The 24,169-nt window shown below is 53.5% G+C and carries 24 protein-coding genes; 4 read left to right on the top strand and 20 right to left on the bottom strand.

Translation table 11 applies throughout. The features are described 5' to 3' along the window. Nucleotides 1–78: 78 nt before the first annotated feature. Nucleotides 79–1,464 carry an alanine/glycine:cation symporter family protein gene (locus ACTHSL_RS04615; protein ID WP_440380513.1) on the bottom strand — a complete coding sequence of 462 codons (1,386 nt, stop codon included), beginning with the start codon at nt 1,462–1,464 and terminating at the stop codon, nt 79–81. A gap of 142 nt (nt 1,465–1,606) precedes the next feature. Between ACTHSL_RS04615 and ybaK the strand changes: the two genes are divergently transcribed. Beyond that, nucleotides 1,607–2,089 carry a Cys-tRNA(Pro) deacylase gene (gene ybaK, locus ACTHSL_RS04610; protein ID WP_049251460.1) on the top strand — a complete coding sequence of 161 codons (483 nt, stop codon included), beginning with the start codon at nt 1,607–1,609 and terminating at the stop codon, nt 2,087–2,089. A gap of 90 nt (nt 2,090–2,179) precedes the next feature. On the opposite strand, the gene ACTHSL_RS04605 is transcribed toward ybaK, so the two are convergent. The 16 genes from ACTHSL_RS04605 to gshB all read right to left on the bottom strand — a co-directional run bounded on the left by ACTHSL_RS04605 (nt 2,180) and on the right by gshB (nt 17,995). Continuing rightward, nucleotides 2,180–3,505 (bottom strand): DUF2868 domain-containing protein, encoded by a 1,326-nt coding sequence (locus ACTHSL_RS04605; RefSeq protein ID WP_440380535.1) that lies wholly within the window; start codon nt 3,503–3,505, stop codon nt 2,180–2,182. A gap of 223 nt (nt 3,506–3,728) precedes the next feature. Then, complete coding sequence (locus ACTHSL_RS04600; RefSeq protein ID WP_314377933.1) at nt 3,729–4,541, bottom strand: class I SAM-dependent methyltransferase; 813 nt, start codon at nt 4,539–4,541, stop codon at nt 3,729–3,731. Between the two features lie 149 nt (nt 4,542–4,690). After that, nucleotides 4,691–5,467 (bottom strand): acyl-ACP--UDP-N-acetylglucosamine O-acyltransferase, encoded by a 777-nt coding sequence (gene lpxA, locus ACTHSL_RS04595; RefSeq protein WP_440380512.1) that lies wholly within the window; start codon nt 5,465–5,467, stop codon nt 4,691–4,693. A gap of 112 nt (nt 5,468–5,579) precedes the next feature. Further along, the gene (gene fabZ, locus ACTHSL_RS04590; RefSeq protein ID WP_440380511.1) at nt 5,580–6,044 is read right to left on the bottom strand and encodes a 3-hydroxyacyl-ACP dehydratase FabZ; all 465 of its coding nucleotides are present in this window, start codon (nt 6,042–6,044) and stop codon (nt 5,580–5,582) included. 30 nt (nt 6,045–6,074) lie between these two features. Next, the gene (gene lpxD, locus ACTHSL_RS04585) at nt 6,075–7,127 is read right to left on the bottom strand and encodes a UDP-3-O-(3-hydroxymyristoyl)glucosamine N-acyltransferase (RefSeq protein WP_440380510.1); all 1,053 of its coding nucleotides are present in this window, start codon (nt 7,125–7,127) and stop codon (nt 6,075–6,077) included. A gap of 80 nt (nt 7,128–7,207) precedes the next feature. After that, the gene (locus ACTHSL_RS04580; RefSeq protein WP_440380534.1) at nt 7,208–7,693 is read right to left on the bottom strand and encodes an OmpH family outer membrane protein; all 486 of its coding nucleotides are present in this window, start codon (nt 7,691–7,693) and stop codon (nt 7,208–7,210) included. A 39-nt stretch (nt 7,694–7,732) separates the two neighbouring features. Next, nucleotides 7,733–10,135: an outer membrane protein assembly factor BamA gene (gene bamA / locus ACTHSL_RS04575; protein WP_440380509.1), complete on the bottom strand. Its 2,403-nt coding sequence runs from the start codon at nt 10,133–10,135 to the stop codon at nt 7,733–7,735. 3 nt (nt 10,136–10,138) lie between these two features. Beyond that, entirely contained in the window at nt 10,139–11,476 is a 1,338-nt protein-coding gene (gene rseP, locus ACTHSL_RS04570) for an RIP metalloprotease RseP (protein WP_440380533.1), read from the bottom strand. A 2-nt stretch (nt 11,477–11,478) separates the two neighbouring features. Continuing rightward, the gene (gene ispC / locus ACTHSL_RS04565; protein ID WP_440380508.1) at nt 11,479–12,666 is read right to left on the bottom strand and encodes a 1-deoxy-D-xylulose-5-phosphate reductoisomerase; all 1,188 of its coding nucleotides are present in this window, start codon (nt 12,664–12,666) and stop codon (nt 11,479–11,481) included. Between the two features lie 87 nt (nt 12,667–12,753). Continuing rightward, complete coding sequence (locus ACTHSL_RS04560; RefSeq protein WP_440380507.1) at nt 12,754–13,506, bottom strand: SIMPL domain-containing protein; 753 nt, start codon at nt 13,504–13,506, stop codon at nt 12,754–12,756. Between the two features lie 14 nt (nt 13,507–13,520). Next, entirely contained in the window at nt 13,521–14,318 is a 798-nt protein-coding gene (locus ACTHSL_RS04555; RefSeq protein WP_440380506.1) for a phosphatidate cytidylyltransferase, read from the bottom strand. Nucleotides 14,319–14,321: 3 nt separating this feature from the next. After that, nucleotides 14,322–15,068: an isoprenyl transferase gene (locus ACTHSL_RS04550; RefSeq protein WP_440380505.1), complete on the bottom strand. Its 747-nt coding sequence runs from the start codon at nt 15,066–15,068 to the stop codon at nt 14,322–14,324. A 60-nt stretch (nt 15,069–15,128) separates the two neighbouring features. Continuing rightward, nucleotides 15,129–15,686, bottom strand: a complete 558-nt coding sequence (gene frr, locus ACTHSL_RS04545) for a ribosome recycling factor (RefSeq protein WP_049249160.1) — start codon at nt 15,684–15,686, stop codon at nt 15,129–15,131. Between the two features lie 254 nt (nt 15,687–15,940). Beyond that, a complete protein-coding gene (locus tag ACTHSL_RS04540; RefSeq protein ID WP_107919465.1) occupies nt 15,941–16,450 on the bottom strand; it encodes a copper chaperone PCu(A)C in 510 nt (169 codons plus the stop codon). 128 nt (nt 16,451–16,578) lie between these two features. Further along, nucleotides 16,579–16,992, bottom strand: coding sequence for a diacylglycerol kinase (locus ACTHSL_RS04535; protein WP_003775279.1), 414 nt, complete (start codon nt 16,990–16,992; stop codon nt 16,579–16,581). 52 nt (nt 16,993–17,044) lie between these two features. Next, nucleotides 17,045–17,995: a glutathione synthase gene (gene gshB / locus ACTHSL_RS04530; RefSeq protein ID WP_440380504.1), complete on the bottom strand. Its 951-nt coding sequence runs from the start codon at nt 17,993–17,995 to the stop codon at nt 17,045–17,047. 92 nt (nt 17,996–18,087) lie between these two features. Here gshB and ACTHSL_RS04525 point away from each other — a divergent pair, with 92 nt between their 5' ends. Continuing rightward, the gene (locus ACTHSL_RS04525; protein ID WP_440380503.1) at nt 18,088–18,561 is read left to right on the top strand and encodes a YchJ family protein; all 474 of its coding nucleotides are present in this window, start codon (nt 18,088–18,090) and stop codon (nt 18,559–18,561) included. 62 nt (nt 18,562–18,623) lie between these two features. Here ACTHSL_RS04525 and argC read toward each other — a convergent pair whose 3' ends face one another. Continuing rightward, on the bottom strand, nt 18,624–19,673 hold the full coding sequence (argC, locus tag ACTHSL_RS04520) for an N-acetyl-gamma-glutamyl-phosphate reductase (protein ID WP_440380502.1): 1,050 nt from the start codon (nt 19,671–19,673) through the stop codon (nt 18,624–18,626). Between the two features lie 129 nt (nt 19,674–19,802). Between argC and ACTHSL_RS04515 the strand changes: the two genes are divergently transcribed. Then, on the top strand, nt 19,803–20,291 hold the full coding sequence (locus ACTHSL_RS04515) for a hypothetical protein (protein WP_440380501.1): 489 nt from the start codon (nt 19,803–19,805) through the stop codon (nt 20,289–20,291). A gap of 74 nt (nt 20,292–20,365) precedes the next feature. On the opposite strand, the gene adhP is transcribed toward ACTHSL_RS04515, so the two are convergent. Then, nucleotides 20,366–21,406: an alcohol dehydrogenase AdhP gene (gene adhP, locus ACTHSL_RS04510; RefSeq protein ID WP_440380500.1), complete on the bottom strand. Its 1,041-nt coding sequence runs from the start codon at nt 21,404–21,406 to the stop codon at nt 20,366–20,368. A gap of 359 nt (nt 21,407–21,765) precedes the next feature. Between adhP and ACTHSL_RS04505 the strand changes: the two genes are divergently transcribed. Next, entirely contained in the window at nt 21,766–23,241 is a 1,476-nt protein-coding gene (locus tag ACTHSL_RS04505; protein WP_440380499.1) for an aldehyde dehydrogenase family protein, read from the top strand. 350 nt (nt 23,242–23,591) lie between these two features. On the opposite strand, the gene ACTHSL_RS04500 is transcribed toward ACTHSL_RS04505, so the two are convergent. Further along, a complete protein-coding gene (locus ACTHSL_RS04500; RefSeq protein ID WP_440380498.1) occupies nt 23,592–23,921 on the bottom strand; it encodes a ComEA family DNA-binding protein in 330 nt (109 codons plus the stop codon). Nucleotides 23,922–24,169: the final 248 nt, after the last annotated feature.

Genomic DNA, 24,169 nt, shown 5'->3' with positions numbered 1-24,169 from the left:
AGCCGGCTGACAAACCACGCCGTCTGAAAACATCATTCCTCGTTTTCAGACGGCCTCTTTAATACTTCGAAACTGCTTTTAATAATCCAACTCGCCGCTTGCGCGTTTGGCTTTAAAGTCGCGCGTTTCCTGCACAATCACCCTCGATAGCAACAACAGCGCAATCAGGTTCGGAACCGCCATCAGGCCGTTGAAGGTATCGGCAGCCGCCCACACCATATCCATGCTGAGGACTGTGCCGAGCATGACCGTGGCGACGTAAATCACGCGGTACATCGGCACGGATTTGTCGCCGAATACATAAGTGGCGCATTTTTCGCCGTAGTAACACCAACCCAGCGTAGTCGAATAAGCGAAGAAAATCAGGCCGATGGTAACCACCCAGCCGCCGTAGCCGGACAGCATCGCATCAAAAGTGGCGGTCGTCAGTGCCGCACCTTCCAGGTCGGGGACGGCAAATGCACCGCCGTTGCTTTGCAATATGCCCATCACCAGCACGATGCCGGTAATCGAGCAGACGATGATGGTGTCCAAAAACGTACCCGTCATCGACACCAAGGCCTGACGCACGGGATGGTCGGTTTTCGCGGCGGCGGCGGCAATCGGCGCCGAACCCATACCGGCCTCGTTGGAAAAGACCCCGCGTGCCACGCCGTAGCGGATGACCGTACCGACCACGCCGCCGGCCACGGCCTGTCCGGTAAAGGCATCGTGCATGATGACTTTCAACGCAGGCAGCAGCAAATCGAAATGCATGGCGACTACCACCAGTCCGCCGACTATATACAGCACCGCCATAAACGGCACCACCACCGAGCTGACGCGTGAAATACTTTGAATGCCGCCCAACACCACGAACGCGGTAATCAGCGTCAGTACCACGCCGGTAATCCAAGTATCGATGCCGAAGCTGCTGTGCACCGCCTGCGCCACCGAATTGGCCTGCACCGTACTGCCGATGCCGAATGAGGCCATCACGCCGAAAAAGGCAAACAGGAAGGCCAGCCATTTCCATTTTTTGCCCAAGCCGTTTTCAATGTAATACATCGGCCCGCCGGACATTTCGCCTTTGCTGTTGGTAACGCGGTATTTCACTGCCAGCACGCCTTCGCCGTATTTGGTGGCCATGCCGAAAATGGCGGTAATCCACATCCAGAATACCGCGCCCGGCCCGCCGGTTACCACGGCCGTGGCCACGCCGGCGATGTTGCCCGTGCCGATGGTGGCCGACAAGGCCGTCATCAGCGCGCCGAAATGCGATACGTCGCCTTCGTGGTCGCTGCCGTCGTCCTTCTTAGGATGCGGGCGGAAAGCCTGTTTCAAGGCATAAAACAGCATGCCAAACTGCAAGCCGCGCAGGATAAGCGTCAGCCAGATGCCCGTGCCGACCAGCAGCACCAGCATGACCGGCCCCCAAACGATGTTGTCGTTTAACCAATGGATGAATTTTTCAACCTGCTCCATCTTGCAGATTCTCCGAATTGTTTACAATTTGACCAAGCGGCGCATTTCAGCACACAATGTAAATTTATGCAAGCAAAAAAACGGCCGCCTTTACCTGCGTCGTGGTAAGATGGCCGCTGTTTTTCTTTCCCGCCGAACAGCCATGAGCAAAACCGACCACCCCGTTACGCCCGCCGTCCGCTTCCTGCGGCAGCATAAAATCGAGTTCGTCCCGCACCTTTACCCATACGAGGAACGCGGCGGCACGGCGCATTCGGCACACTGCCTGAATGTGGACGAGCACGCCGTCGTCAAAACCATCGTGCTGCAAAACGAAGCGAAAAAAGGGCTAATCGTGCTGATGCACGGCGACAAGCAGATTTCAACCCGCAAACTCGGCCGCCTGCTCGGCATGAAGCACATCGAACCTGCCGATCCGCAGCAGGCAAACAAATGGACGGGCTACCTGGTCGGCGGCACCAGCCCCTTCGGCTGTAAGACCGCCCTGCCCGTCTATATGGAACGCTCGATTGCCGCGCTGGACAAAATCTACATCAACGGCGGCAAACGCGGTTTTTTGGTCGAAATCTCCCCGATTGCCTTAAACGCGCTAGCGGCGGAAGCCGTGGATGTGGCGGCAGACTGATTGAAAATAAATTGATTGGAAATAAACAGAGGCCGTCTGAAAGCTTGGTTTGGCTACCGAACCGGGCTTTCAGACGGCCTCTTTCCCTTTCTAGCCGCCCGTTTGCGCGATATGCGGCGGATTGAGCCAGGCAATGCCGCGTTTGTCCAATGCGTCATGCCATTGCGGCAGCAGGTTGCCCGAATGAACGGCCGTATCTTGCAGCAGCTGTACCACCGCGCCGCCCTGCGCCGCTTCGGCCAAAGCGGCAATCTGCCGCAGTACGCCCCGGTCGGGTACGGTATGGGCGCGCACGCCGATTAAAAGCTGTGCGGGCGTTTGCCGCAACGCTTCCGTCAATGCGGCCACGGCATCGCGGCTGTCGGCACAGCCCTTATCCTGCCATTCTTGCGCCAGCACGCTCCGATACCAGCCCGAATCCTGCCATTCCGTTTCCAGCATCACCGCCCATTTCGGGTCGCCGTTCAAAACAAATTTCCGGCCGACTGCGGCAATGTTTTCCTGAAAATCGTCGGCATCGACAATGCTTCTCTGCCAACCTTCGATAATCTTGCGGTAATACGGCGCATCCAGCGGCAGGCCCGATTCGGCACGGCGCAACAACCATACGCAGGCCAGCCATGCGGCAAGGCGCGGCAGGATGCCGTAGCAGACAATGCTGCCGATTAAAAGTCCCGCCCAAGCGCGGGCATCAGCCGTACTGCCGTTCAGACGGCCCGAAGCGACCGCGCCCGCATCCGGCACGGCAAAACCCATTTTTTCAGGCAGCCAGGACAAGGCGGCCACGGTTTTCACCAGTGCATCGGCATTCAGCAGCGTACTTTCCCAGTTGAACGTATATTGGCGCACCAGCAGCAACAGCAGGACGCATACCAGCACGCCGGCAAGCGTGGACAGCCACAAGCTGTGCGCCGCCGCCCCGATGCGCCAGCGGACGGCGGGTTTTGCCCATTCGCCGCCATAAAGCCGCAGCATGGCCTGATTGACCGGGTCTTTGCCGCGCAGCCAAGTGGAGGGGCTGGAAAACGGCAGCACGGTTGTCCGGCGCAGAAAAACCACCGCCGCCAGCCACAGCAGCAGCATCGCGCTGTTCAAGCCCAACGCGCCTGCCAATACCAGGAAAAAATTCAGCCCCTGCTCGTCCATCAGGACGAAGGTGGCGGAAAAAGAGGAGGTGAACAACAAGGTGGCGGCGACCACCCACAACCAAAACACGCCGTTTCGGTTGCGTTGCAGCGCATCGGCCAATCTGCCGTTGCGGTCGATTAAGGCCGCACGGCGCAAAAGCCGCGCTTCCGGCCCGTCGTCGCTGTCGCGTAAGGAACCTGTGATTTGGGCGGGGTCGGCGGCAAAAATATAACCGTCTTCTTCAAGGATGCGGACCAATTCGGCCAACAGTCGTTTCGGGTGGAGCAGCATGGGCGGATACCGTAAGGCCGTCTGAAAAGGCGTCGATTCTAGCATAACTTTTCAGACGGCCTCAGATAGCGGTTTCCATACAAACCCGCACAACCGGAAATGCCGTCCTGAAATCGGCCGTCCCTCCCCGACATTTGCCCGCAGGGAGGCTGAATAAGCTTGCCGAATCCGCCCGTTTGCCGGTTTGCTCCCGATGCAGGATTTCCGCAACGCTCGCCGTTCAATCGATCCGGTAATGCAGCAGGCGGTAGGAATTTCGCAACACGGGAACCAGCCGCATAATCCAGTAAAACAGCCCCAGCCGTTTCCAAGCGGGAAAATCCGTCGCCATATACTTCGCCGAAATCAGGTGCAGGTTGTCCGCCCAACGCTCGATTTCGCGGTCGTCGTCGCAGCCGAAGGCAAAACGGGCGCGGGTATGTTTGACGGCATCGTGTTTGCCCGAATTTTTCACCATCCACGAACTGGATACGTCAAACACCGCTTCGCCATGGTGGAAATAATGGGCCAGATTTTTAAACAGGCCGCCGACGGTTTCATTGTCGAAATACGTCAGCACGCCCTCCAATATCAAAAAGAACTGCGCGTCGGGATGACTGCCGCTTACGTCCTCCATCCAGCCCGTATCGAAGGCGGATGCCTCAATCAGCGTTTCCCCTGCCTGCGGCGGCAACAGTTTCCTGCGGATGGCGATGACTTCGGGCAGGTCGAGTTGGTAAAACGGCACGTTGTCCGCCGCCCGGCCGATCCGCCCGCGCCTGCCGTCCAATCCGCAGCCGATAACGACGATAACGGGATTGGGCTGACGGCGGATGAAATCGGCAGCCAGTTTGTCGAAATAATCGGCCCGAATCGCCGTGCCGATTATGCTGCGCTCGGCATGGTCGAACTTGGAGAAATCATAGTCTATTTCCGCCACCAAACGGCTTGCCGATTCGTCGCGGATAATGGGATCGGGACGGTTTGAGGCGAGGTGCCTCATGTAGAGGGTAATCAGCAACGTTTCACTGACGGCATCTTCGATTTTCAACATAAGCAACTCCTTTCGGGATAAGTCGGTTTGACCACCACTATTTGCGAATGGTTTTCATAATTGTATTTTACGCCCTTCAAGCTTTGCTGAATATAAAAAGGCCGTCTGAAAATGATTTTTCAGACGGCCTTCGATTCCAATCAAACGTTTCAGCGGATGATGCCGCGCGTAGATTCGGCGAAGAAGTCTTTGAACACCGCCAGTTCGGGGCGGGTTTCGGCGCGCTGCAAAATATCCGCGCGCGCTTCTTCAAACGGGATGCCGCGGTGGTAGATGGTTTTGTATACGTCTTTGACGGCGGCGATTTGTTCGGCGCTGAAACCGTTGCGGCGCATTCCTTCGCTGTTGAGGCCGGCCGGTTCGGCGCGGTAGCCCGCGGCCATAAAGTACGGCGGCACGTCTTTGTGCACGCCCGCGGCAAAGGCGGTCATGGCGTAGTCGCCGATGCGGCAGAACTGGAACACCAGCGTGTAACCGCCGAGAATGACACAGTCGCCGATGGTAACGTGTCCGGCCAACGAAGCGTTGTTGGCGAAAACGGTATGGTTGCCGATGACGCAGTCGTGGGCAAGGTGGCAGTAGGCCATAATCCAGTTGTCGTCGCCGATGCGGGTTTCGCCTATGCCGGTCACCGTGCCAAGGTTGAAGGTGGTGAACTCGCGGATGGTGTTGCCGTTGCCGATGGTGAGTTTGGTCGGTTCGCCGCCGTATTTTTTGTCCTGCGGGATTTCGCCCAGACTGGCGAATTGGAAGATGCGGTTGTTTTCGCCTATGGTGGTGTGGCCGTTAATCACGGCGTGCGGACCGATTTCGGTATTCGCGCCGATTCGCACGTTCGGGCCGATGACGGTGTATGCGCCGACTTTGACGCTGGAATCCAGCTCTGCCTTGGGGTCGATGACGGCGGTCGGGTGGATGAGGGACACAGGTTTCCTTTCATGTCTGGAGGCGTTGGCGACCGCGCCGTTGCAGGCAAACCGCCAATACGCCCCGTATTCGGTTTTCAGACGGCCTCTATCCGGCAAGGCCGTCTGAAAGTCAGCCTTTTTCGACGATGCGCTGCGCGCACATGATGGTGGCTTCGCAGGCCAGTTCGCCGTTTACTTTGGCGGTGGCGTTGAATTTGCCGATGCCGCGGCGGTGTGCCAGCAGTTCGACGTCAAACACAAGCTGGTCGCCCGGGACGACCTGACGTTTGAAACGCACGTTGTCCAATCCGGCGAACAGGGTAATTTCGCCTTCGCGCCGTTTGGCGCTACCCTGGGACAAAACGGCCAACACGCCGCAGGCCTGCGCCATCGCTTCGACGATTAATACGCCCGGCATGACGGGCGATTCGGGAAAGTGGCCTTGGAAAAACTGTTCGTTGAAGGTTACGTTTTTGATGGCGGTCAGCGACTTGCCCGGTTCGGCGACGGTTACACGGTCAATGAGCAAGAAGGGGAAGCGGTGCGGCAGGATTTCCTGTATTTCGCGTACTTCTATGGGTAATTTGATTTCCATTGTTATTGTCCTTGTTGGTTCGGATGAGTTTCAGACGGCCTGTTTGCCGTTTTTCAGCTCGGCCAATTCCTGTTCGAGCTGTTTGATGCGTTTGCCGGTTTCGTTCAGGCGGTGGATATGGACGGCATTGCGCGCCCACTCTTTGTAAGACGACATCGGGAAGATGCCGGCGACGTGCTGCCCGCTTTCGGTGATGCTGTGGGTAACGGACGTGCCGCCGCCGATGGTGGTTTTGTCGGCGATTTCGATGTGGCCGACCGTGCCGACGCCGCCACCGATGATGCAGTAATTACCGACGGTCACGCTGCCGGAAATGCCGGTTTTGGCGGCGATGACGGTGTGCGAACCGATTTTACAGTTGTGGCCGATTTGGACCTGGTTGTCGATTTTGGTGCCGTTGCCGACAGTAGTGTCGCTCATGGCGCCGCGGTCGATGTTGCTGTTCGAGCCGATTTCCACGTCGTCGCCCAGCGTTACCGCGCCGGTTTGCGGGATTTTGAACCACGAGTCGCCGGCAAAGGCAAGGCCGAAACCGTCCGCGCCGATGACCGCGCCGCTGTGGATTTCAACGCGGTCGCCGAGCGTGCAGCCGTAATAAACCACAGCGTTAGGGTGCAAAACGACTTCGCTGCCCAATTTGCAATCGTGTTGGACGACGGCATTCGCCAAGATGCGGCAGCCTTCGCCCAATACGGTATTGGCGCCGATGTAGGCGTTCGCGCCGATTTCGCAGCTGTCGGGCACGGTGGCGCTCGGTTCGACAACGGCGGTCGGATGTACGCCGCCACGTGCTTTGACAACCGGTGAGAACAGGCGGGCGACTTTGGCAAAATAGAGGTACGGGTCGGCGGCGACAATCAGGCTGCGGCCGGTAAATTCTCCGGCGGCTTTGTCGGATACGATGACTGCGCCCGCTTTGCTGTCGTGTACTTCGTGTTTGTATTTCGGATTGGCCAGAAAGCTGATGTGTTCCACACCAGCCTGAGCCAAAGGCCGCACGGCGCAGACGCTGACGTCTTCGCCGCGCACCTCGCCGCCGAGTTCGGCGGTGATTTGGGATAAGGTATATTGTTTGACTGTCATGTGATTCGGATGAAGATATCCAATTTTCCAAATTATTCAGACGGCCTGACGAAAAGGCCGTCTGAAAACCCAATCAAGAACTAACGGTTCATTTCGCGGATCACCTTGTCGGTAATATCGAATTTGGCGTCAATGAAGATCACATCATGAACAATCAGATCATAACCTTCTTTTTTAGCCAGATCCAAAATCACGCGGTTGGCATTATTCTGCAATGCGGCGAATTCTTCGTTGCGCCTCAGATCATACTCTTCGGCCAATTGCGCTTGACTGCCGCGAAATTCGCGCCTTTGCCGTTCCAATTCGGCCATAGCGGCCGCACGTGCTTTTCCAGCCTTCAACTTGTCTGCTCTTTGCGCTGAAACCTCAATATCATTTTGAAGTTTTTCCAGCTGCCGCTGACGCGGTGCAAACTCGGTATCCAATTTATTTTGGATATTTTGCGCCTGAATCGATTCGCGATGAATACGATCCACATTGACAAAACCGAGTTTGCGGACGGTTTCCGCACCTGCAGGAACAGCAAGGCAGGCTGCAGCGGCAAATGCCGCCGCCCATTTTTGGATTTGAGATTTTTGAATCATACCGTTCCCAAATTTAAGCTGTTAGAACGTCGTACCCAATTGGAATTGGAAACGCTGAACCTCGTCGCTTGCCTTTTTCTTCATCGGATAGGCATAACTGAATTTCATCGGTCCTAAGGGGGACATCCATGTTACGGCCGCACCGGCGGAGTAGCGCAACTCTTCCTTGAAGCTGGATTCATGGCGATTGCCTACACCGTATACGTTTTGTATCGTTGAGCCGTTATACAAATCGCTGCTGTCGTCCGTGTAGGTTTTTCCATCCCATACACTGCCGGCATCAGCAAACAGGCTCAGACGGACGCTGCGGCTGTCCTTAATTCCGGGGAACGGGAATAGGAGTTCTGCCGTGCCGGAAAGCATTTTGTTGCCGCCATAGCTGATTTTATCGCCGTTATTGTCATAAACTTTCGGGCCGAGCGTACCGCTTTCGTAACCGCGCACGGAACCCAAGCCGCCACCATAGAAGTTTTGGAAGAACGGCAGTTCTTTGTTCTTACCATAACCATCGGCCGCTCCTACTGAACCGCCAAGCATCAATGTAAAGTTTTTACTTAACGGGAAGAACCATTTTTGGTTATGCGTCAGGCTGTAATATTGCAAATCGCCCCCGGGCAGACCGGCTTCCAGATTGACATCTGTTAAATAACCGCGTGTCGGCCACAATGCATTATCTGTTTTGTTTCGGCCCCAACCGACAGTGCCTTTGAGCGTCCAACCTTTATATTTTCCGATACCGGTATTGCTATTGCCATATTGGCTGATAAAGTCGCGATAACGTTTCGGCGCGCCGGTAAAGGTTTGAACCTGCATATGCTCGGCACCTAAGCCGAAATTGACACGGTCGTATTCTGTAACCGGCACACCCATACGGATACCGCCGCCTACGGTAGAAGTTTTATATTGGGCGTTGCTGGCGCTGGATGAAGATTTACGGGGGTCGTAAACTTTTCCATACAAATCGTAGCCCAAGCTGACACCTTCAGGAGTGAAATACGGATCGGTAAACGACAATGAGGCGTTATTCGTCGTTCTGCTTCTGGACACGCGCGCCGAAATCGATTTTCCGGTACCGAACAAGTTATCCTGGGCGACGCCGAATGCCATGACCAAGCCGGTATCCTGAACCCAGCCCGCACTCAAATCCAAAGAACCGGTCGCACGTTCGTTCACACTCATGTCAATATCAACTTGGTCAGGCGTTCCCGCAACCGGACGCGCTTCGAATTTCACATCGTCAAAATAACCTAGAAGCTCCACGCGTTCTTTGGATCGCTGCAGTTTCGACATATCGTAAGGTGCGGCCTCCATTTGACGCAATTCGCGGCGTACGACCTCGTCCCGGGTTTTGTTGTTTCCCGAAATATTGATTTTATTCACGTAGACTTTGCGATTAGGTTCGATGTGCAATACAAAATCTACAACACCCGTTTGCGTATTGGGTTGCGGTTGAACATTCACTTCGCTGAACGCGTAACCTGCGGTTCCCATGCTCTTTTGGATTTTCTCCAAACTCTCCAACATTTGGGCGCGGTCGTACCACTTTCCTTCTTTCATTTTCAGATGGCTGTAAAGCTCTTCTTTCGGTACTTCCTTGGTATCGCCTTCGACGCTTACCTTGCCCCAACGGTAACGCTGTCCTTCGGATACCGTTATCTTCATGGTTTGATGTTTCTGATCTTCAGACATCTTGACTTCGGTATCAACGATTTGGAAATCAAAATAACCGTTGTTTTGATAGAAATCGCGGATACGCTCCAAGTCCTGCGAAAATTTATCAGGATTAAACCGGTTAGACTTTGTCAGCCAAGTAAATGCACCACCTTCGCTCAAAGACATCTGTTTGCGCAGTTTGCTATCCGAATAATGCTGGTTGCCTTCGAATTCGATATCACTGATAGTCGTCGTTTTGCCTTCGTCGATTTTTAATTCGACAGCAACACGGTTACGCGCCAAACGGGTAACAGACGGCGTAATCTGTACCGAATATTTACCCTGCTTTTGATATTCTTCTTTCAATCCGGCAACTGCTTCGTTCAGACGGCCTTGATTAAAAGGCTGAGACTGCCCCAAACCAAATGCGGTAAGATTTTTCTTAATGGCATCATTCTGAATCAATTTGCCGCCGCTGACTTCAAAACTGCTGATAATCGGCCGTTCGACTACAGTCAGCAATAACTGGTTGCCCATACTTTCGACACGCACGTCGTCAAACAACCCTGTTGCATACAGATTGCCGATAATCTCTTCACCTTGCCCATCATGGAAGGTATCGCCCACTTTAACGGGCAAATAAGTAAATACTGTGGCCGGTTCTGTATGTTGCAAACCCTCCACACGGATGTCCTGAATAGTAAAATCAGCCGATGCCAAGGAAGACAAGCCGAGCATCATTAAAGTCAGGGTTAGTTTTTTCAGTTTCATACGTTATCCAAACAAACGGGTAATATCATTAAAAAAAGCCAAAATCATCATCGCCAGCATCAATGCCAGTCCGATACGCAAGCCAATCATCTGCATATTGCTGCCCAACGGCTTACCCCTAAGCCATTCGATGCTGTAATACATCAGGTGTCCGCCGTCCAATACCGGTATCGGCAATAAATTCATCACACCCAAACTGACGCTTACCAAAGCCAGAAATTCAACATAAGGCTGCCAACCGAGTGCGGCGGATTTACCTGCCACATCTGCAATAGTCAGTGGTCCGGATACATGTTGCAATGAAGCCTGACCGCTCAGCAAACGACCGAAAAATTTCAATGTCAGCGTTGTGTAGCCTGTCATTTTATCCCAGCCCATCTTAAAGGCCTCGGCGACAGTCGGATAATACTGGAAACGTATCATCCTGCTCCACTCTTTATCTTCGCCGGGATACAGCCCGACTTTTCCGACAAGCATACCGTTATGCCGCTCTGCCCTTGGCCGGATATAGGCAGTCATTACTTTGTTGCCCCGCTTATATTCAAGCTGCAACTTTTGACCTGCACTTTTCTGTACCAAATCTTCCCATTCCTGCCAATCTGCCAATGGTTTCCCATCCACAGACAACAACACGTCCCCGGCATTTAATCCTGCCTCCTCGGCGGCGCTTTCCGGAACGACCTGAGATATGGAAAGGGTGAAGCGATGAGCCATCAGTCCGATATAGCCATGCTTTTTCGGCACATCGGCAGCTTCGTCGGTGCCTGCGATGTCAATAGTTCGAACAGCCTGCACGCCTTGTGCGTCCGTCACTGCCACTTCGACTTTCCCGGCCTCCAAATCTAAAACTATGCCTGTCTGCGCATCAGACCAACTCTTCACCGGCACACCGTTGACACTGTTGATTTTATCCCCTGCACGGAAACCTGCCTTTGCTGCGATGCTGTAAGACTCCACAGTACCGACATACGGTTTTAACTCCGTAACACCGAAAGAAAAGCTCAGGCCGTATAGCAAAAATGCCAATGCTAAATTGGTCAGCGGTCCGGCTGCGACAACGGCAATTTTTCTGGCAGGATGCTGCTTATCGAAGGCATATGGCAAATCTGCTTCCGCCACCTCCCCTTCGCGGGTATCCACCATTTTAACGTATCCGCCCAAAGGAATCGGGGCAAGGCACCACTCAATATTCCGCCAACGCTTGTTAAAGAAGGGTTTGCCGAAACCTACCGAAAAACGCAACACCTTGATGCCGCACCACCGCGCCACCAACAAATGTCCTAATTCATGCAGGCTGACCAGCAATAAAATAGCAGCAATAAACGCCAAAATCGTCAAAATCATTATTTCGCCAAACCGTTAATATAGTCCCGCGCCTGTTTGCGCGAGTACCCGTCTTGGGCCAGTAAGCTTTCGAGGTTATTCAAGCCGTCTGAAAACTTTTGTTCCAAACAGTGGGCGATGACCGGGGCAATATCGGTAAAGCAGATTTCCTTGTTTAAAAAAGCCTCAACTGCGGTTTCATTGGCCGCATTCAATACGCACGGAGCCATACCTCCGGCATTCATGGCTTCATAAGCCAGCCGCAGACAAGGGAAGCGGCGTAAATCAGGCCGTCTGAAAGTCAGGGCGGACAATGTTTCGAAATCCAACGGTGCCACACCTGATGAAATCCGCTCCGGCAACCCCAAACAGTAGGCAATCGGCGTACGCATATCGGGATTGCCCAATTGAGCCAATACCGAACCGTCCCGATAACGAACCATACTATGCACAACCGATTGCGGATGAATAACGACTTCCAATTTGTCAGGCGGGCAGACAAACAACCAATGTGCTTCAATCAGCTCCAAGCCCTTATTCATCATAGTGGCCGAATCCACCGAAATTTTCCGCCCCATACTCCAATTGGGATGTTTAACCGCCTGTTCGGGCGTAATAGAGTCAAACTCGGTCAAATCTTTGTCTAAAAACGGACCACCCGAAGCCGTCAATATGATGGAATCGATACCGTGTGCATCCAACCCCGCTTCATAATCTCGCGGCAAAACCTGGAAAACGGCATTATGCTCGCTGTCTATCGGCAAAACCCTTGCCCCGTTGGCACGGGCGGTTTCCATGAATAATTCGCCGGCCACCACCAAAGTTTCTTTGTTGGCCAAATAAATGGTTTTGCCTTTTTGCGCGGCCGCCAAAGCCGACGGCAAGCCCGCCGCACCGACAATGGCGCACATCACGCCGTCCACTTCGCCGGCAGACGCCACATCAATCAAAGCCTGCCGGCCGGACAAAACCTCGGTCGGACATCCTTCTGCAGTCAGAATCGCTTTCAAATCCGCTGCCGCAGATTCATCGGCCACCACAGCAAAATCCGGCCGAAACTGTATGCACTGTCGGGCTAATTTGGCCGTCTGTTTATGGCCGGCCAGGGCAAATATGCGAAACCGATCGGGATGGCGGGCAACCACATCCAAGGTATTCACCCCGATGCTGCCGGTACTGCCCAAAACAGTAAGAACTTGTATACTCATTACTCAAAAATATTATATTTATGCGGTTCTTTGTTTATTGAAGGCCGTCTGAAAATATAGGCGGACGCTCCAGGCAAAACAATCGGCTTATTCGATGGCGTACTCTATGGTTACAACCAAACGCACTTGTTTCCCAATAGTCGATTTATCGTAAGTGCCGCCGTAATCTTCATCTTCACCCGGACCGTTATCGGAATAAATATTGAACGACCCTTGAGATGCTGAACGCATGGCACCGACTTTGCCTCCGCCCGTTTTGGCGAATTCGACCGCCCGCTTTTGAGCGTCTTCCGTAGCCTGAGTAATCAAATCGCGCTTAATGGTTTCCAAATTGCCCAACAGATACTGCGGCTCGCTAAATTCGATAAAATCGTTTTTCGCCCGCAAATTGCGGATAGCCTGCTCCGCGGTTTGAATTTTGTCTAACTTTTTAGTATTGACGGTAACCGACAAACTGCCGTCGTAACCATTCGGCCTGCGCTCTATTATTTCGCCCTGATCGTTTTTCACATCTTCGTACGACCGCTCTACCGACGGCAGCCCGCTACGGATTTCAGCATCATCAAAGCCTTGCTTGCGCAAAAAACGCACCAGCTTCTCACGCTCTTCTTCCAAACTATCCAACACAACCTGATAAGTATTGCCGTGCAATGATACACCAGTACGCCAAGTAGCGCTGTCCGACTGGAAATTCTTTTCAGCCAAGCCTTTGACGGTAATTGTTCCGGGCTGACGGAAGTTTTTGAACTGCACGCCGAGAATAAATGCGGCCGCCATCAGTCCGACTGCCAAAAGCACACCCAAAACCGACAACGATGAAGTTCCGTTTTTGTCCGCCATACCCTACACTCCAATCAAGATGCGATAGAAACAATCGCCGCATAAACGCTTAATACGGCAATCATGCTATCCACACGGTCGAATACACCGCCATGCCCCGGCAATAGATTGCTGCTGTCCTTAACTCCGGCAACCCGCTTCAACCAGCTTTCCAGCAAATCGCCACAAACGCTGACCGCCGCCAGCACAACACCGGCCAACATGGTCGGAAGCCACGGCAAATCAAAACCCAGCCAGCCGGCTTCACGGACAATGCTCAGATAAATCAATACGCACAACACCCCGCCAAACGCACCTTCCCAGCTTTTACCCGGACTGATGGCGGGAGCCAATTTGTTTTTACCAAACGCCTTGCCGCAGAAATATGCTCCGATATCGGCTATCCATACCAAACCCATCACGGCCAATAAAGACAATGCATCTTCTTCAGACGGCCTTAACGACACCAGCGCAAACCAAAACGGCAGCATCAGCATCCAACCGACGGCATACGACTGCCAGCCGCCGCCCAGCCGCCATTTGCACTTTAACCACAAGGGCATGACAATCAACCAAAAGGCCAACACCAGACACCAACCGATTGGCGGCAAAGCCCAGCCGCCGCAAGCGGCAAGCAACATAAACAAAGCGGAACCCGCCAAATACGGCACTCGCTCTTTATCGCCGATACCGCACATCCGGCTGTATTCCCATAATGCGAGAACCACTATCAGGCCAGAAAACGCGGCCCACAGGCCGTCTGAAGCCCAAAACAGCATACCCAGCATAATGGGCAACAGAATCAAAGCGGTAATGACGCGCTGTTTCAACATGGCTTAATTCCTTTGCTGTTCCTGCGGCAGTTGTTCGGAAGTACGGCCAAAACGGCGTTCGCGTTGTTGGAACGAGGCAATGGCCGTCTGAAAAGCCTGTGAATCGAAATCGGGCCACAGGATATCCGTGAAATACAGTTCGGCATACGCCATCTGCCAAAGGAGGAAATTGCTGATACGCATCTCGCCGCCGGTGCGGATAAACAAATCCGGCTCGGGCACATCTCCCAGCATCAGGCCGGCATTCAAGTCGCTTTCGGTTATTTCTTTCTTTCCGGCCGCCAACAGCTTATTGACCGCCTGCAAAATATCCCAACGGCCGCCGTAATCGGCGGCGATGGTCAGCGTCAAACCGCTGTTTCCGACGGTCAGGCTTTCCGCCGCTTCTATGCCTGCAACGATTTCTGCGTTAAAACGGCTGCGGTCGCCAATCACTTTCAAGCGCATATTGTGTTCGTGCATCCGTTTGACCTGTTTTTGCAATGCCTGCAAAAACAGGCCCATCAGAAAGCCGACCTCGTCTGACGGACGCCGCCAATTTTCAGTCGAGAAAGCAAACACGGTCAGATATTCGACCCCTGCGGCAGAACATTCCGCACAGAGGTTTTCCAATGCATCCAAACCTTTTTTATGCCCCATCACGCGCGGCATAAAACGTTTTTTCGCCCAACGGCCGTTACCGTCCATAATGACGGCGATATGGCGCGGAATCCGGTGGTGCTCCGGAATGGCTTGAGTGCTGGTTTTCACAAAATATCCTTTTTTTGACGGCTGCCTGCCGATGACCGATTGTTTTTCAGACGGCCTCTTTTATACCGCCATCAGGTCTTCTTCTTTGGCCGCGAGGATTTTATCGACCTCGGCGATGTTCTTGTCGGTCAGCTTCTGTACCGCTTCTTCGCCTCGGCGCGCTTCGTCTTCGGAAACTTCTTTGTCCTTCAGCAGACGCTTGATGTGGTCGTTCGCATCACGGCGCACGTTACGGATGGACACGCGGCCTTCTTCCGCCTCACCGCGCACGACTTTAATCAAGTCTTTGCGACGTTCTTCCGTCAGCATGGGCATGGGCACACGAATCAAATCGCCGACCGAAGCAGGGTTCAAGCCGAGATTGGAATCGCGGATGGCTTTTTCGATTTTGCCTGCCATATTGCTTTCAAAAGGTTTGACGCCTATGGTACGCGCGTCCAGCAGGGTTACGCTGCCTACCTGGCTGACGGGAACCATGCTGCCCCAGTATTCCACTTCAACCTGATCCAATAAACCGGTATGGGCGCGGCCTGTGCGTACTTTGGCCAAATTTTCCTTCAATACTTCCAACGAACGCAGCATTTTGCTTTCGGCGGTTTTCTGAATATCACTAATCATTTTGTTCCCTGTTCGACTTTAAAGCTGAAAAATCAAAGGCGGGATACTACATTGCTTTTAGATGGCGGGCAAGTTCGGCATTGAGCGGTACGGCCTGGCAACAGGAGCAATTTTATCCCCCGTCGGCTTGCACACACCAAATACCCATCCTTCGGCAAGCGTATCTAAACCAAGTATGCCGCAGAGAATCGAAAAGGCCGTCTGAAAAACTTTCAGACGGCCTCCTAATCGGTTATGAAGCGTTAATGGCTGGTTTAATGACCGTGACCGCCATGGTCGTGGCCCATATCGGAGTGCGCACCCGGGCTGCCGGCATTGGCACGAACTTCAACCTGTACGGTCTGATCCGGCGCACCTTTGAATTTCAAGGTTACAGGGAATTTCTCACCCGGTTTCAACGGCTGTTTCAAGCCCATCAGCATCACATGGTAGCTGCCCGGTTTCAGGGTAACGCTTTCGCCTTTAGCTACTTTCAAACCACCAGGAACAGCCTGCATTTTCATGCCCATGGCTTTTTGACCGGTTTTCGGGTCTTTAATTTCAGCATGAACGTGCTCGTGGATTTCAACACTTTTCGCTGCAGGGCTGGAACCGCCGACCAACACGATGTCTTTGGCGGTATCGTTTTTCAGTTCCATAAACACGCCGCCGTTTTTCATACCGCTAACGGTTTCGCGCGCCCATGGGCTCTGTGCCTCCACGCCTGCGGCAAACGCGGCTTGACATGCGGCAGCAGCGGCTACGAGTGCAAATACTTTCTTCATAATGCTTTCCTTTCACAACATGGTTAAAGTTACCTGCCACCCGTTCTGTTTCCTAACACAGGTTGTGCAGGCCGATGGGAATACATCATCGTTATACAATAGCATAAAACAAAAAACTTTGACCAGCCTCAAAAAACGTTAATATCGTATTCTCTCCACAGGGCAAGCAGCCACAGCAGGGCAAGCAATAGCAAAGCCAAGCCCTGCGCGGCGGAGCAAACGTCTTTCGCCCGCTTGGCCAGCGGGTGTTTTTCCAGCGATGTGTGGTCCACGGCGGCTTCCACGCCTGTATTGAAGAGTTCGACGATAAGCGACAGAAAGGATGACGCAATCAATATCATCCGGGTAGCCAGCCCAAAGGGTAGGATAAAGGCCAATACAATCAACGGAATATTAAGCCACAGCAATTGGCGGAAACCTTGTTCTTCACAAGCGGCTTTGAAACCGTCGCGCGTATAGCCGCAGGCGTTGATGATGCGGCGCAAACCGCTTTTGCCTTTAATTTGCGCAGCGTAGCTGTTGGGTTCTTCGGGGGTTTGCATGATGGTTTTCCTGATGCGGGCGGTTTGGGAAAACGGCCCGCGTCTTGTGTGTTCAGACGGCCTGTTCTACCGCATCGGTAAAGCGGGCGGCCACGTCCCAACCTTTTTGTTTGCCGATTTCCTGAAAACCGGTCGGGCTGGTTACGTTTACTTCGGTCAGGCACTCGCCGATGATGTCGAGTCCGGCCAGCAGTATGCCGCGCCGTTTCAGTTCGGGGGCGAGCGTTTCGGCGATTTCGCGGTCGCGAGCGGACAACTCTTGCGCCACGCCGCGCCCGCCGGCCGCCAAGTTGCCGCGTGTTTCGCCGTTTTGCGGGATACGCGCCAAGGCATAGGGCACAACTTCGCCGCCGATGACCAACACGCGCTTGTCGCCTTTGACGATGTCGGGGATGTAACGTTGCGCCATGATGGTGCGGGTATCTAGGTGCATCAGGATTTCCAATATGCTGCCGATGTTGGGGTCTTTTTCGGTCAGGCGGAAAATGCCCATGCCGCCCATTCCGTCCAGCGGTTTGACGATGATGTCGCCGTGTTCGGCCAAAAAGGCGCGCACGTCTGCGGCGCGGGTAGTCACGGTGGTAGGGGAAATGAATTGCGGGAAGTTCAAGATGGCGAGTTTTTCGTTGAAATCGCGCATGGCCTGCCCGCTGTTGAAGACTTTCGCGCCTTGGCTTTCGGCCAAGGTGAGCAGTTGGGTGGCGTATAGATACTGCATATCGAACGGCGGGTCGGTACGCATGACGACCGCGCCGAATTCGGCCAAGGCCGTCTGAACGGGGCTGCCCGCTTCAAACCATTCGTGGTCGTAATCGTCTTTCGCACCGAGAAATTCAAACGGTGCGGCCGCCGCATATACAATTCCGTTTTGCACCGACAGTTCCGCCGACAGGGTGTGGAACAGGCGGTGGCCGCGCCTTGCGGCTTCGCGCATCATGGCGTAGGTGGTGTCTTTGTAGGTTTTGAAGCCGGCTAAAGGGTCGGCGATAAACAAAATGTCCATTCGTTTGCTCCAAGGATAATCGGGCGCAATGATAGCAAGAAAAGCCGTCGGCTGTTAGACTGGCCGCTTTACATTTGAAGGCCGTCTGAAAAATGTCCGCCCAACCCTGCCCCTGCCAATCAGGCCGACCCTACGCCGAATGCTGCCGCCCGCTGCATCAAGGTACACCCGCTGCCGATGCGGAAAAACTGATGCGGTCGCGTTATGCGGCCTTCGTTTTGCAAAACATAGACTACATCGTCCACACCACCGTCCTCGTGCAACAACCGCTGCTGGACGCGGAAGCCTTGGCGCAATGGGCGGCACAAACCGAATGGCTGGGTTTGGATGTGCTGCGCCATGATCCACATGCCGGAAAACATCATTCGTTGGTGGAGTTCGCCGCCTATTTCGCGGGCGCAGGCGGTAAGCGGGAAACGCACCACGAACGGTCGGCCTTCGTACTGGCAAACGGCCGTTGGTATTTCATCGACCCTACCGTACCTCTGCCGTCCATGAAATCGGCCTGCATTTGCGGTTCGGGCAAAAAGTTCAAACATTGCTGCGGAAAATGGCTGGATGACTGAATAAGGCAGGCCGTCTGAAAACCGATTTCTGCCTTTCAGACGGCCTGCCTTTATTTTTGCAATCATGGCAATAAAGCCGCGCCGCCCAGCCCTGCGTTTTCATCCCAGCCGAACATCACGTTCATATTCTGCACCGCCTGGCCCGCCGCGCCTTTGACCAAGTTGTCCTGCACGCTCAACAATATCCACAAATCGCTGTCCGGTGCGCGTTGCACGCCGATGCGGCAGACGTTCACACCGCGCACACTGCGGGTTTCGGGCGTGCTGCCCGCAGGCATCACATCAACCGCGAAACTGTCGCGGTAGGCCGTTTCCAGCAATTCCTGCGGCGATACGCCGTCTTTCAAGTGAACATAAATGGTGGCGTGCATACCGCGTATCATCGGCGTGAGATGCGGCACAAATACCAATCCCTCCGCCACGCCGTGTTGCAAGCCGGAAATAGTTTGGCGGATTTCGGGCAGATGGCGATGGCCGGAAACGCCGTAGGCTTTGAAATTATCGCCCGCCTCGCACAACAGCGTACCGACGGCTGCCTTGCGCCCCGCTCCGGATACGCCCGATTTACAGTCGGCAATCAGCGGAAGCCCCTCACGCAAAGCACCCGCCTGCAACAGCGGCAGCAAAGCCAGCAATACGCAGGTTGGATAACAGCCGGGGTTGGCTACAAGCTGAGCGGCGGCAACGGCTTCCCGGTTCAATTCGGTCAGCCCGTACACGGCACGAGAAACCCAGTCGGGACTTTCGTGTTTCATGCCATACCATTTTTCCCAAACGGCAATGTCTTTCAAACGGAAGTCGGCCGACAAATCCACCACGCGCACGCCCCACTCCAATAATGCAGGGGCTTCTTTCATGGCAATGCCGTTCGGGGTGGCGAAAAACACTAAATCACACTGTTCCAGCTTTGCATCTTCCGGCTTCTCAAACACCAAATCGTAAATGCCGCGCAGACTGGGGAAATAGTCGGCCAGTTTCACCCCCGCTTCGCTGCGGCTGGTAACGGCGCACACTTCGGCATACGGATGGGCGGACAGCAGGCGTAACAGTTCCACTCCGGTGTAACCCGTCGCCCCAATGATGCCGATTTTGATTTTTTTACTGTTTGGCATGGCGGTTTCCTTGCTTTTTGGCTAAAAACGCAGTGTAAACCCGTTGGCAGGGAGAAGAAAAGCCGTTTGCACAATATGGGGCATTGCGGCATACAATAACTGTCTTCCGTTTAATCTGAACAAGGAATCATGATGCAAAACCGTCTCAATATCCGCATCCTACATATAGCCCTGCTGTTTCTGTTGTCCGCCGGCTGCCTGTTGCCGCACGCCGCATACGCCACTCCGCTGCAGGACGATCTGATTGCCATCCGCACCGCCATGCAAGCCGAACTGGCATCCGACCGCGACTACGGTGAAATGAACCGGCAAGCCAAAACATTTGAAGAAAGGTTGGCCATTTTGCGCCTGCAACAGGCGGAAGCGGAAAGTATCGTCCGACATTTGCGACAGATTAAGATGCACAGCAAAGAGGGCAGGATCATCCGCGACAAAATGGCAGGCAGCTTTGAAAAGATAAGCAATATTATGACCGTCGGCATCACGGTCAAACCGGAAGATATCCCCGCCTTTTCCAGTATGGCGGAAAATATGAAAACAGCCAGCCGCGAAACGCTTGCCGTTATGCGCGAATACGCCGAACTCGCGGAAAAACACGGTGTCGCAAACAACAAATGATGCCGCCGATAAAAACAGGCCGTCTGAAAACCCGATTTCAGGTTTCAGACTGCCTTCCTTAAGCCAACATCGAATCAATGAGCACAGCCGCAACTTTTCTTCATATCGATGACCATGCGGCCGGTAATTTTGCCGTCGCGCATTTCTTGGAAAATATCCGGTGCTTCTTCCAAAGCACGCAGCTGCACCTTAGGCACAACCAAACCTTCCGCACCGAATTGGAAAGCTTCTTCCAAATCTTTACGCGTGCCCACCAACGAGCCGACCACTTCTATGCCGTCCAAGACCAGACGCGGGATGGACAAGTCCATGGATTCGGGCGGCAGGCCGATGGCAACCACGCGGCCGCCAGCACGGACACAATCCACAGCGGAGTTGAACGCAGCGGCGGATACCGCAGTTACAACGGCCGCATGTGCACCGCCGGTTTTTTCCTGAATCACTTTGGCTGCGTCTTCTTTGGCGGCATTAACCGTAAAGTCCGCGCCGCATTCTTTGGCAAATGCCAGTTTTTCATCGTTGATGTCGATGGCGACAACGTGTGCGCCGAATACTTTTTTCGCGTATTGGACACCCAAGTTGCCCAAACCGCCCGCGCCGTAAACGGCAATCCATTGCCCTGGGCGAACGCCGGAAACTTTCACGCCTTTGTAAGTGGTTACGCCGGCGCAGGTAATGCTGGAGGCTTGTGCGGGATCGAGGCTGTCGGGTACTTTGACGGCATAATCTGCATCGACGATACAGTGGGTCGCCATGCCGCCGTCGGCGGTGTAGCCTGCATTCAATACTGAACGGCACAAGGTTTCGCGACCGGTATTACAGTATTCGCACGAACCGCAACTACGGAACAACCATGCGATACTCACGCGGTCGCCGACTTTCAAACTCTGCACATCGGGGGCAACCTCTTTTACCAAACCGATACCTTCATGGCCCAGCACACGGCCTGGTTTTTTGCCGTAATCACCTGCCGCAACGTGCAGGTCGGTGTGGCACACACCGCAATATTCCACTTCCACCAAGGCTTCGCCGTGCTCCAGCGGACGAATTTCACGCTCCACAATCTCAACGTTGCCATCGCTGTTTTGCGTTACTACTGCTGCTTTCATTTTCATGACAATGCTCCTATCGGTTGGTCGGATTCGCGTTTAAGTATGAATAAACCGCAACGGCAAGGTCAAGCTATCAAAACCTGACAACTGTTTGAAAGAATTAAAAATGTTACATTATATCGATTTATTGCCGATTTAAACTACCAGGAACACAATCAAAAAAACTCATTGCATGAAGAAAATACTCAAATTAACATTTAAACATGAATAATTGTCATATGTAAAAATCTTTTACATTCCACATGCAGCTTAACCCCTTGCATAAAGTCGGTAAAAAGTCATATGCTGGGAAGCGACACCCTTGGCAGGCTGTCATTATGCTGATGTACTGCTGTTATTTGTTAAAACTTTTGGAGACCATCATGGCTAAAAACTTAAATGTGTTTGACAAAGAATACGGTTTGCTGATTAACGGCGAATGGACGAAACCCGGTGCGCTTTTGGATTCATACAATCCCGCTAACGGGGAATTGTTAGCCAAATTTACCGATGCATCCGATGCCGACGTTGATGCCGCTGTCGCCGCCGCGCAAGAAGCGTTCAAAACATGGCGCAAAACCACCACCACCGAACGCGCCGCCATACTCAACAAAATCGCCGATGTGATTGACGAAAACTTGGAATTGTTCGCCCTGCAGGAAACTCTGGACAACGGCAAACCCATCTGTGAAACCCGCGCCGCCGACATCCCGCTGGCTTCCGACCATTTCCGTTATTTCGCCAGCGTCATCCGTGGCGAAGAAGGCACCGCAACCCAGCTTGACTCCGAAGACCTGTCTATCGTATTGCGCGAACCTATCGGCGTGGTCGGTCAGATTATTCCGTGGAACTTCCCCTTCCTGATGGCGGCTTGGAAAATCGCACCCGCACTTGCCGCAGGCTGTACCATCGTCATCCACCCGTCTTCCAGCACTTCGCTGAGCCTGTTGTCGTTCGCTCAAAAAATCAACCACTTGCTGCCTAAAGGCGTGCTGAACATCATCACCGGACGCGGTTCAAAATCCGGTGAATACATGCTGCGCCACAAAGGCTTCAACAAACTCGCCTTTACCGGTTCGACAGAAATTGGCCGCCACATCGGCATCGCCGCCGCCGAAATGCTGATTCCCGCCACCTTGGAGCTGGGCGGCAAATCTGCCAACATCTTCTTTGACGACATGCCATTTGACAAAGCCCTCGAAGGCGCGCAAAAAGGTATTTTGTTCAACCAAGGCCAAGTGTGCTGCGCCGGTTCGCGCATCTTCGTTCAGGAAGGCATTTACGACAAATTCGTCAACGCCTTGGCGGAAGAGTTCAAAAAAATCAAAGTCGGTCTGCCTTGGGAAGACGATACCCAAATGGGTTCGCAAGTCAACGCCGGCCAGCTCGAAACCATTTTGAAATACGTCAAAATCGGCGAACAGGAAGGCTGCCGTATCATCACCGGCGGTAAGAAAATCGAAGGCGAATTGGGCAAAGGCGAATTTGTCGAGCCAACCTTGATCGAAGCCGGCAGCAACAACGCCCGCGTTGCCCAAGAAGAAATCTTCGGCCCGGTTGCTACCGTGATTAAATTCAAAACCGAAGAAGAAGTCATCAAAATGGCCAACGACAGCGAATACGGCTTGGGCGGCGCAGTTTGGAGCAAAGACATCAACCGCTGCCTGCGCGTTTCCAATGCGCTGGAAACCGGTCGCGTCTGGGTGAACTGCTACAACCGCCTGCCCGCAGGCGCACCGTTTGGCGGCTACAAAACTTCAGGTATCGGCCGCGAAACCCACAAAATGATGCTCGCCGCCTATACTCAGGTGAAAAACATCTACATCTCCACCCGCGAAGAGCGCGAAGGTTTCTATTGATTGTCTGCTGAACATCGTTTTGATTGATATAGCGACAAACTCCGTCTGGAAGCCGGGTCAAGCTTTCAGACGGCCTCATCATATATTGCTCCCCAACTAAAAAGCAGCTACCGCAACCATCGGAATGAAACAAAGCAGATTTGATCCATACCCTTACTGTCAACACAATATGGTCAGCGCGGCTTCACAACACCGGCCACATACAGCATAGGCCCACGCGCCTAACCGCCTTACCCCCGACCAGCCCGCATCGCATCCGGGCAACAGCCCCGAGATGCCCTGCCGTAAAAGCCAAAGGCCGCCCCCTTTTACAAGAGCGCGGCCTATCCACCGAACCGAATCGGCCATCCCTACTTAGCCGTATTTTTCCCTGCTGCAGGTTGGGCGGCAGGTTTTTCGGCTGCGGGCTTGGCCGTTTTAGCCGGCGCAGCGGTACCTACCGTCGCCTCATCCTTCAACTTGCCGAAGATACCCTCACCGATACCCTTCACCTTCTTCAAATCCTCCACTGATTTGAAATTCCCGTTTTCCTTACGGTAATCCACAATGGCCTGAGCCTTTGCCGGACCAATCCCGGGCAGAGCCTTCAACTCCTCAACCGTGGCCGTATTGATATTGACGGCTGCCAAAGCCAAAGCCGCAACCGCATAAGACAACAAACCGAACAAAGCCTTTTTCATACCTGCTCCTTTCTTGAATCAAACTCCAAATCACACCAAATTACCCGGCTAGAATCGTAAGATAATGTCGAATTATAAATAAAAAACAAGTACCTGGCAACACATTAGCCATACTGCTGAAACATATCGGTCACACTGCCGAAACAAATTCCCATCCGAAGGATCAAACTGTCATGACCTTCTTCAGCAACCTGTCTATATTAGATAGGGCAAAAAAACACGTATAAAATAGAGAAGCCCTGACGAAT

The sequence above is a fragment of the Neisseria sp. P0008.S010 genome (assembly GCF_051962715.1).
Lineage (GTDB): Bacteria > Pseudomonadota > Gammaproteobacteria > Burkholderiales > Neisseriaceae > Neisseria > Neisseria elongata.
This window is presented reverse-complemented; position numbering and strand designations above follow the sequence as displayed.

Coding starts and splice junctions, on each gene's coding strand:
- ACTHSL_RS04615 (WP_440380513.1), bottom strand. CDS start 1,464: ATGGAGCAGGTTGAAAAATTCATCCATTGGTTAAACGACAACATCGTT.
- ybaK (WP_049251460.1), top strand. CDS start 1,607: ATGAGCAAAACCGACCACCCCGTTACGCCCGCCGTCCGCTTCCTGCGG.
- ACTHSL_RS04600 (WP_314377933.1), bottom strand. CDS start 4,541: ATGTTGAAAATCGAAGATGCCGTCAGTGAAACGTTGCTGATTACCCTC.
- fabZ (WP_440380511.1), bottom strand. CDS start 6,044: ATGGAAATCAAATTACCCATAGAAGTACGCGAAATACAGGAAATCCTG.
- lpxD (WP_440380510.1), bottom strand. CDS start 7,127: ATGACAGTCAAACAATATACCTTATCCCAAATCACCGCCGAACTCGGC.
- bamA (WP_440380509.1), bottom strand. CDS start 10,135: ATGAAACTGAAAAAACTAACCCTGACTTTAATGATGCTCGGCTTGTCT.
- ispC (WP_440380508.1), bottom strand. CDS start 12,666: ATGAGTATACAAGTTCTTACTGTTTTGGGCAGTACCGGCAGCATCGGG.
- ACTHSL_RS04560 (WP_440380507.1), bottom strand. CDS start 13,506: ATGGCGGACAAAAACGGAACTTCATCGTTGTCGGTTTTGGGTGTGCTT.
- ACTHSL_RS04555 (WP_440380506.1), bottom strand. CDS start 14,318: ATGTTGAAACAGCGCGTCATTACCGCTTTGATTCTGTTGCCCATTATG.
- frr (WP_049249160.1), bottom strand. CDS start 15,686: ATGATTAGTGATATTCAGAAAACCGCCGAAAGCAAAATGCTGCGTTCG.
- ACTHSL_RS04540 (WP_107919465.1), bottom strand. CDS start 16,450: ATGAAGAAAGTATTTGCACTCGTAGCCGCTGCTGCCGCATGTCAAGCC.
- ACTHSL_RS04535 (WP_003775279.1), bottom strand. CDS start 16,992: ATGCAAACCCCCGAAGAACCCAACAGCTACGCTGCGCAAATTAAAGGC.
- gshB (WP_440380504.1), bottom strand. CDS start 17,995: ATGGACATTTTGTTTATCGCCGACCCTTTAGCCGGCTTCAAAACCTAC.
- ACTHSL_RS04525 (WP_440380503.1), top strand. CDS start 18,088: ATGTCCGCCCAACCCTGCCCCTGCCAATCAGGCCGACCCTACGCCGAA.
- argC (WP_440380502.1), bottom strand. CDS start 19,673: ATGCCAAACAGTAAAAAAATCAAAATCGGCATCATTGGGGCGACGGGT.
- ACTHSL_RS04515 (WP_440380501.1), top strand. CDS start 19,803: ATGATGCAAAACCGTCTCAATATCCGCATCCTACATATAGCCCTGCTG.
- adhP (WP_440380500.1), bottom strand. CDS start 21,406: ATGAAAATGAAAGCAGCAGTAGTAACGCAAAACAGCGATGGCAACGTT.
- ACTHSL_RS04505 (WP_440380499.1), top strand. CDS start 21,766: ATGGCTAAAAACTTAAATGTGTTTGACAAAGAATACGGTTTGCTGATT.
- ACTHSL_RS04500 (WP_440380498.1), bottom strand. CDS start 23,921: ATGAAAAAGGCTTTGTTCGGTTTGTTGTCTTATGCGGTTGCGGCTTTG.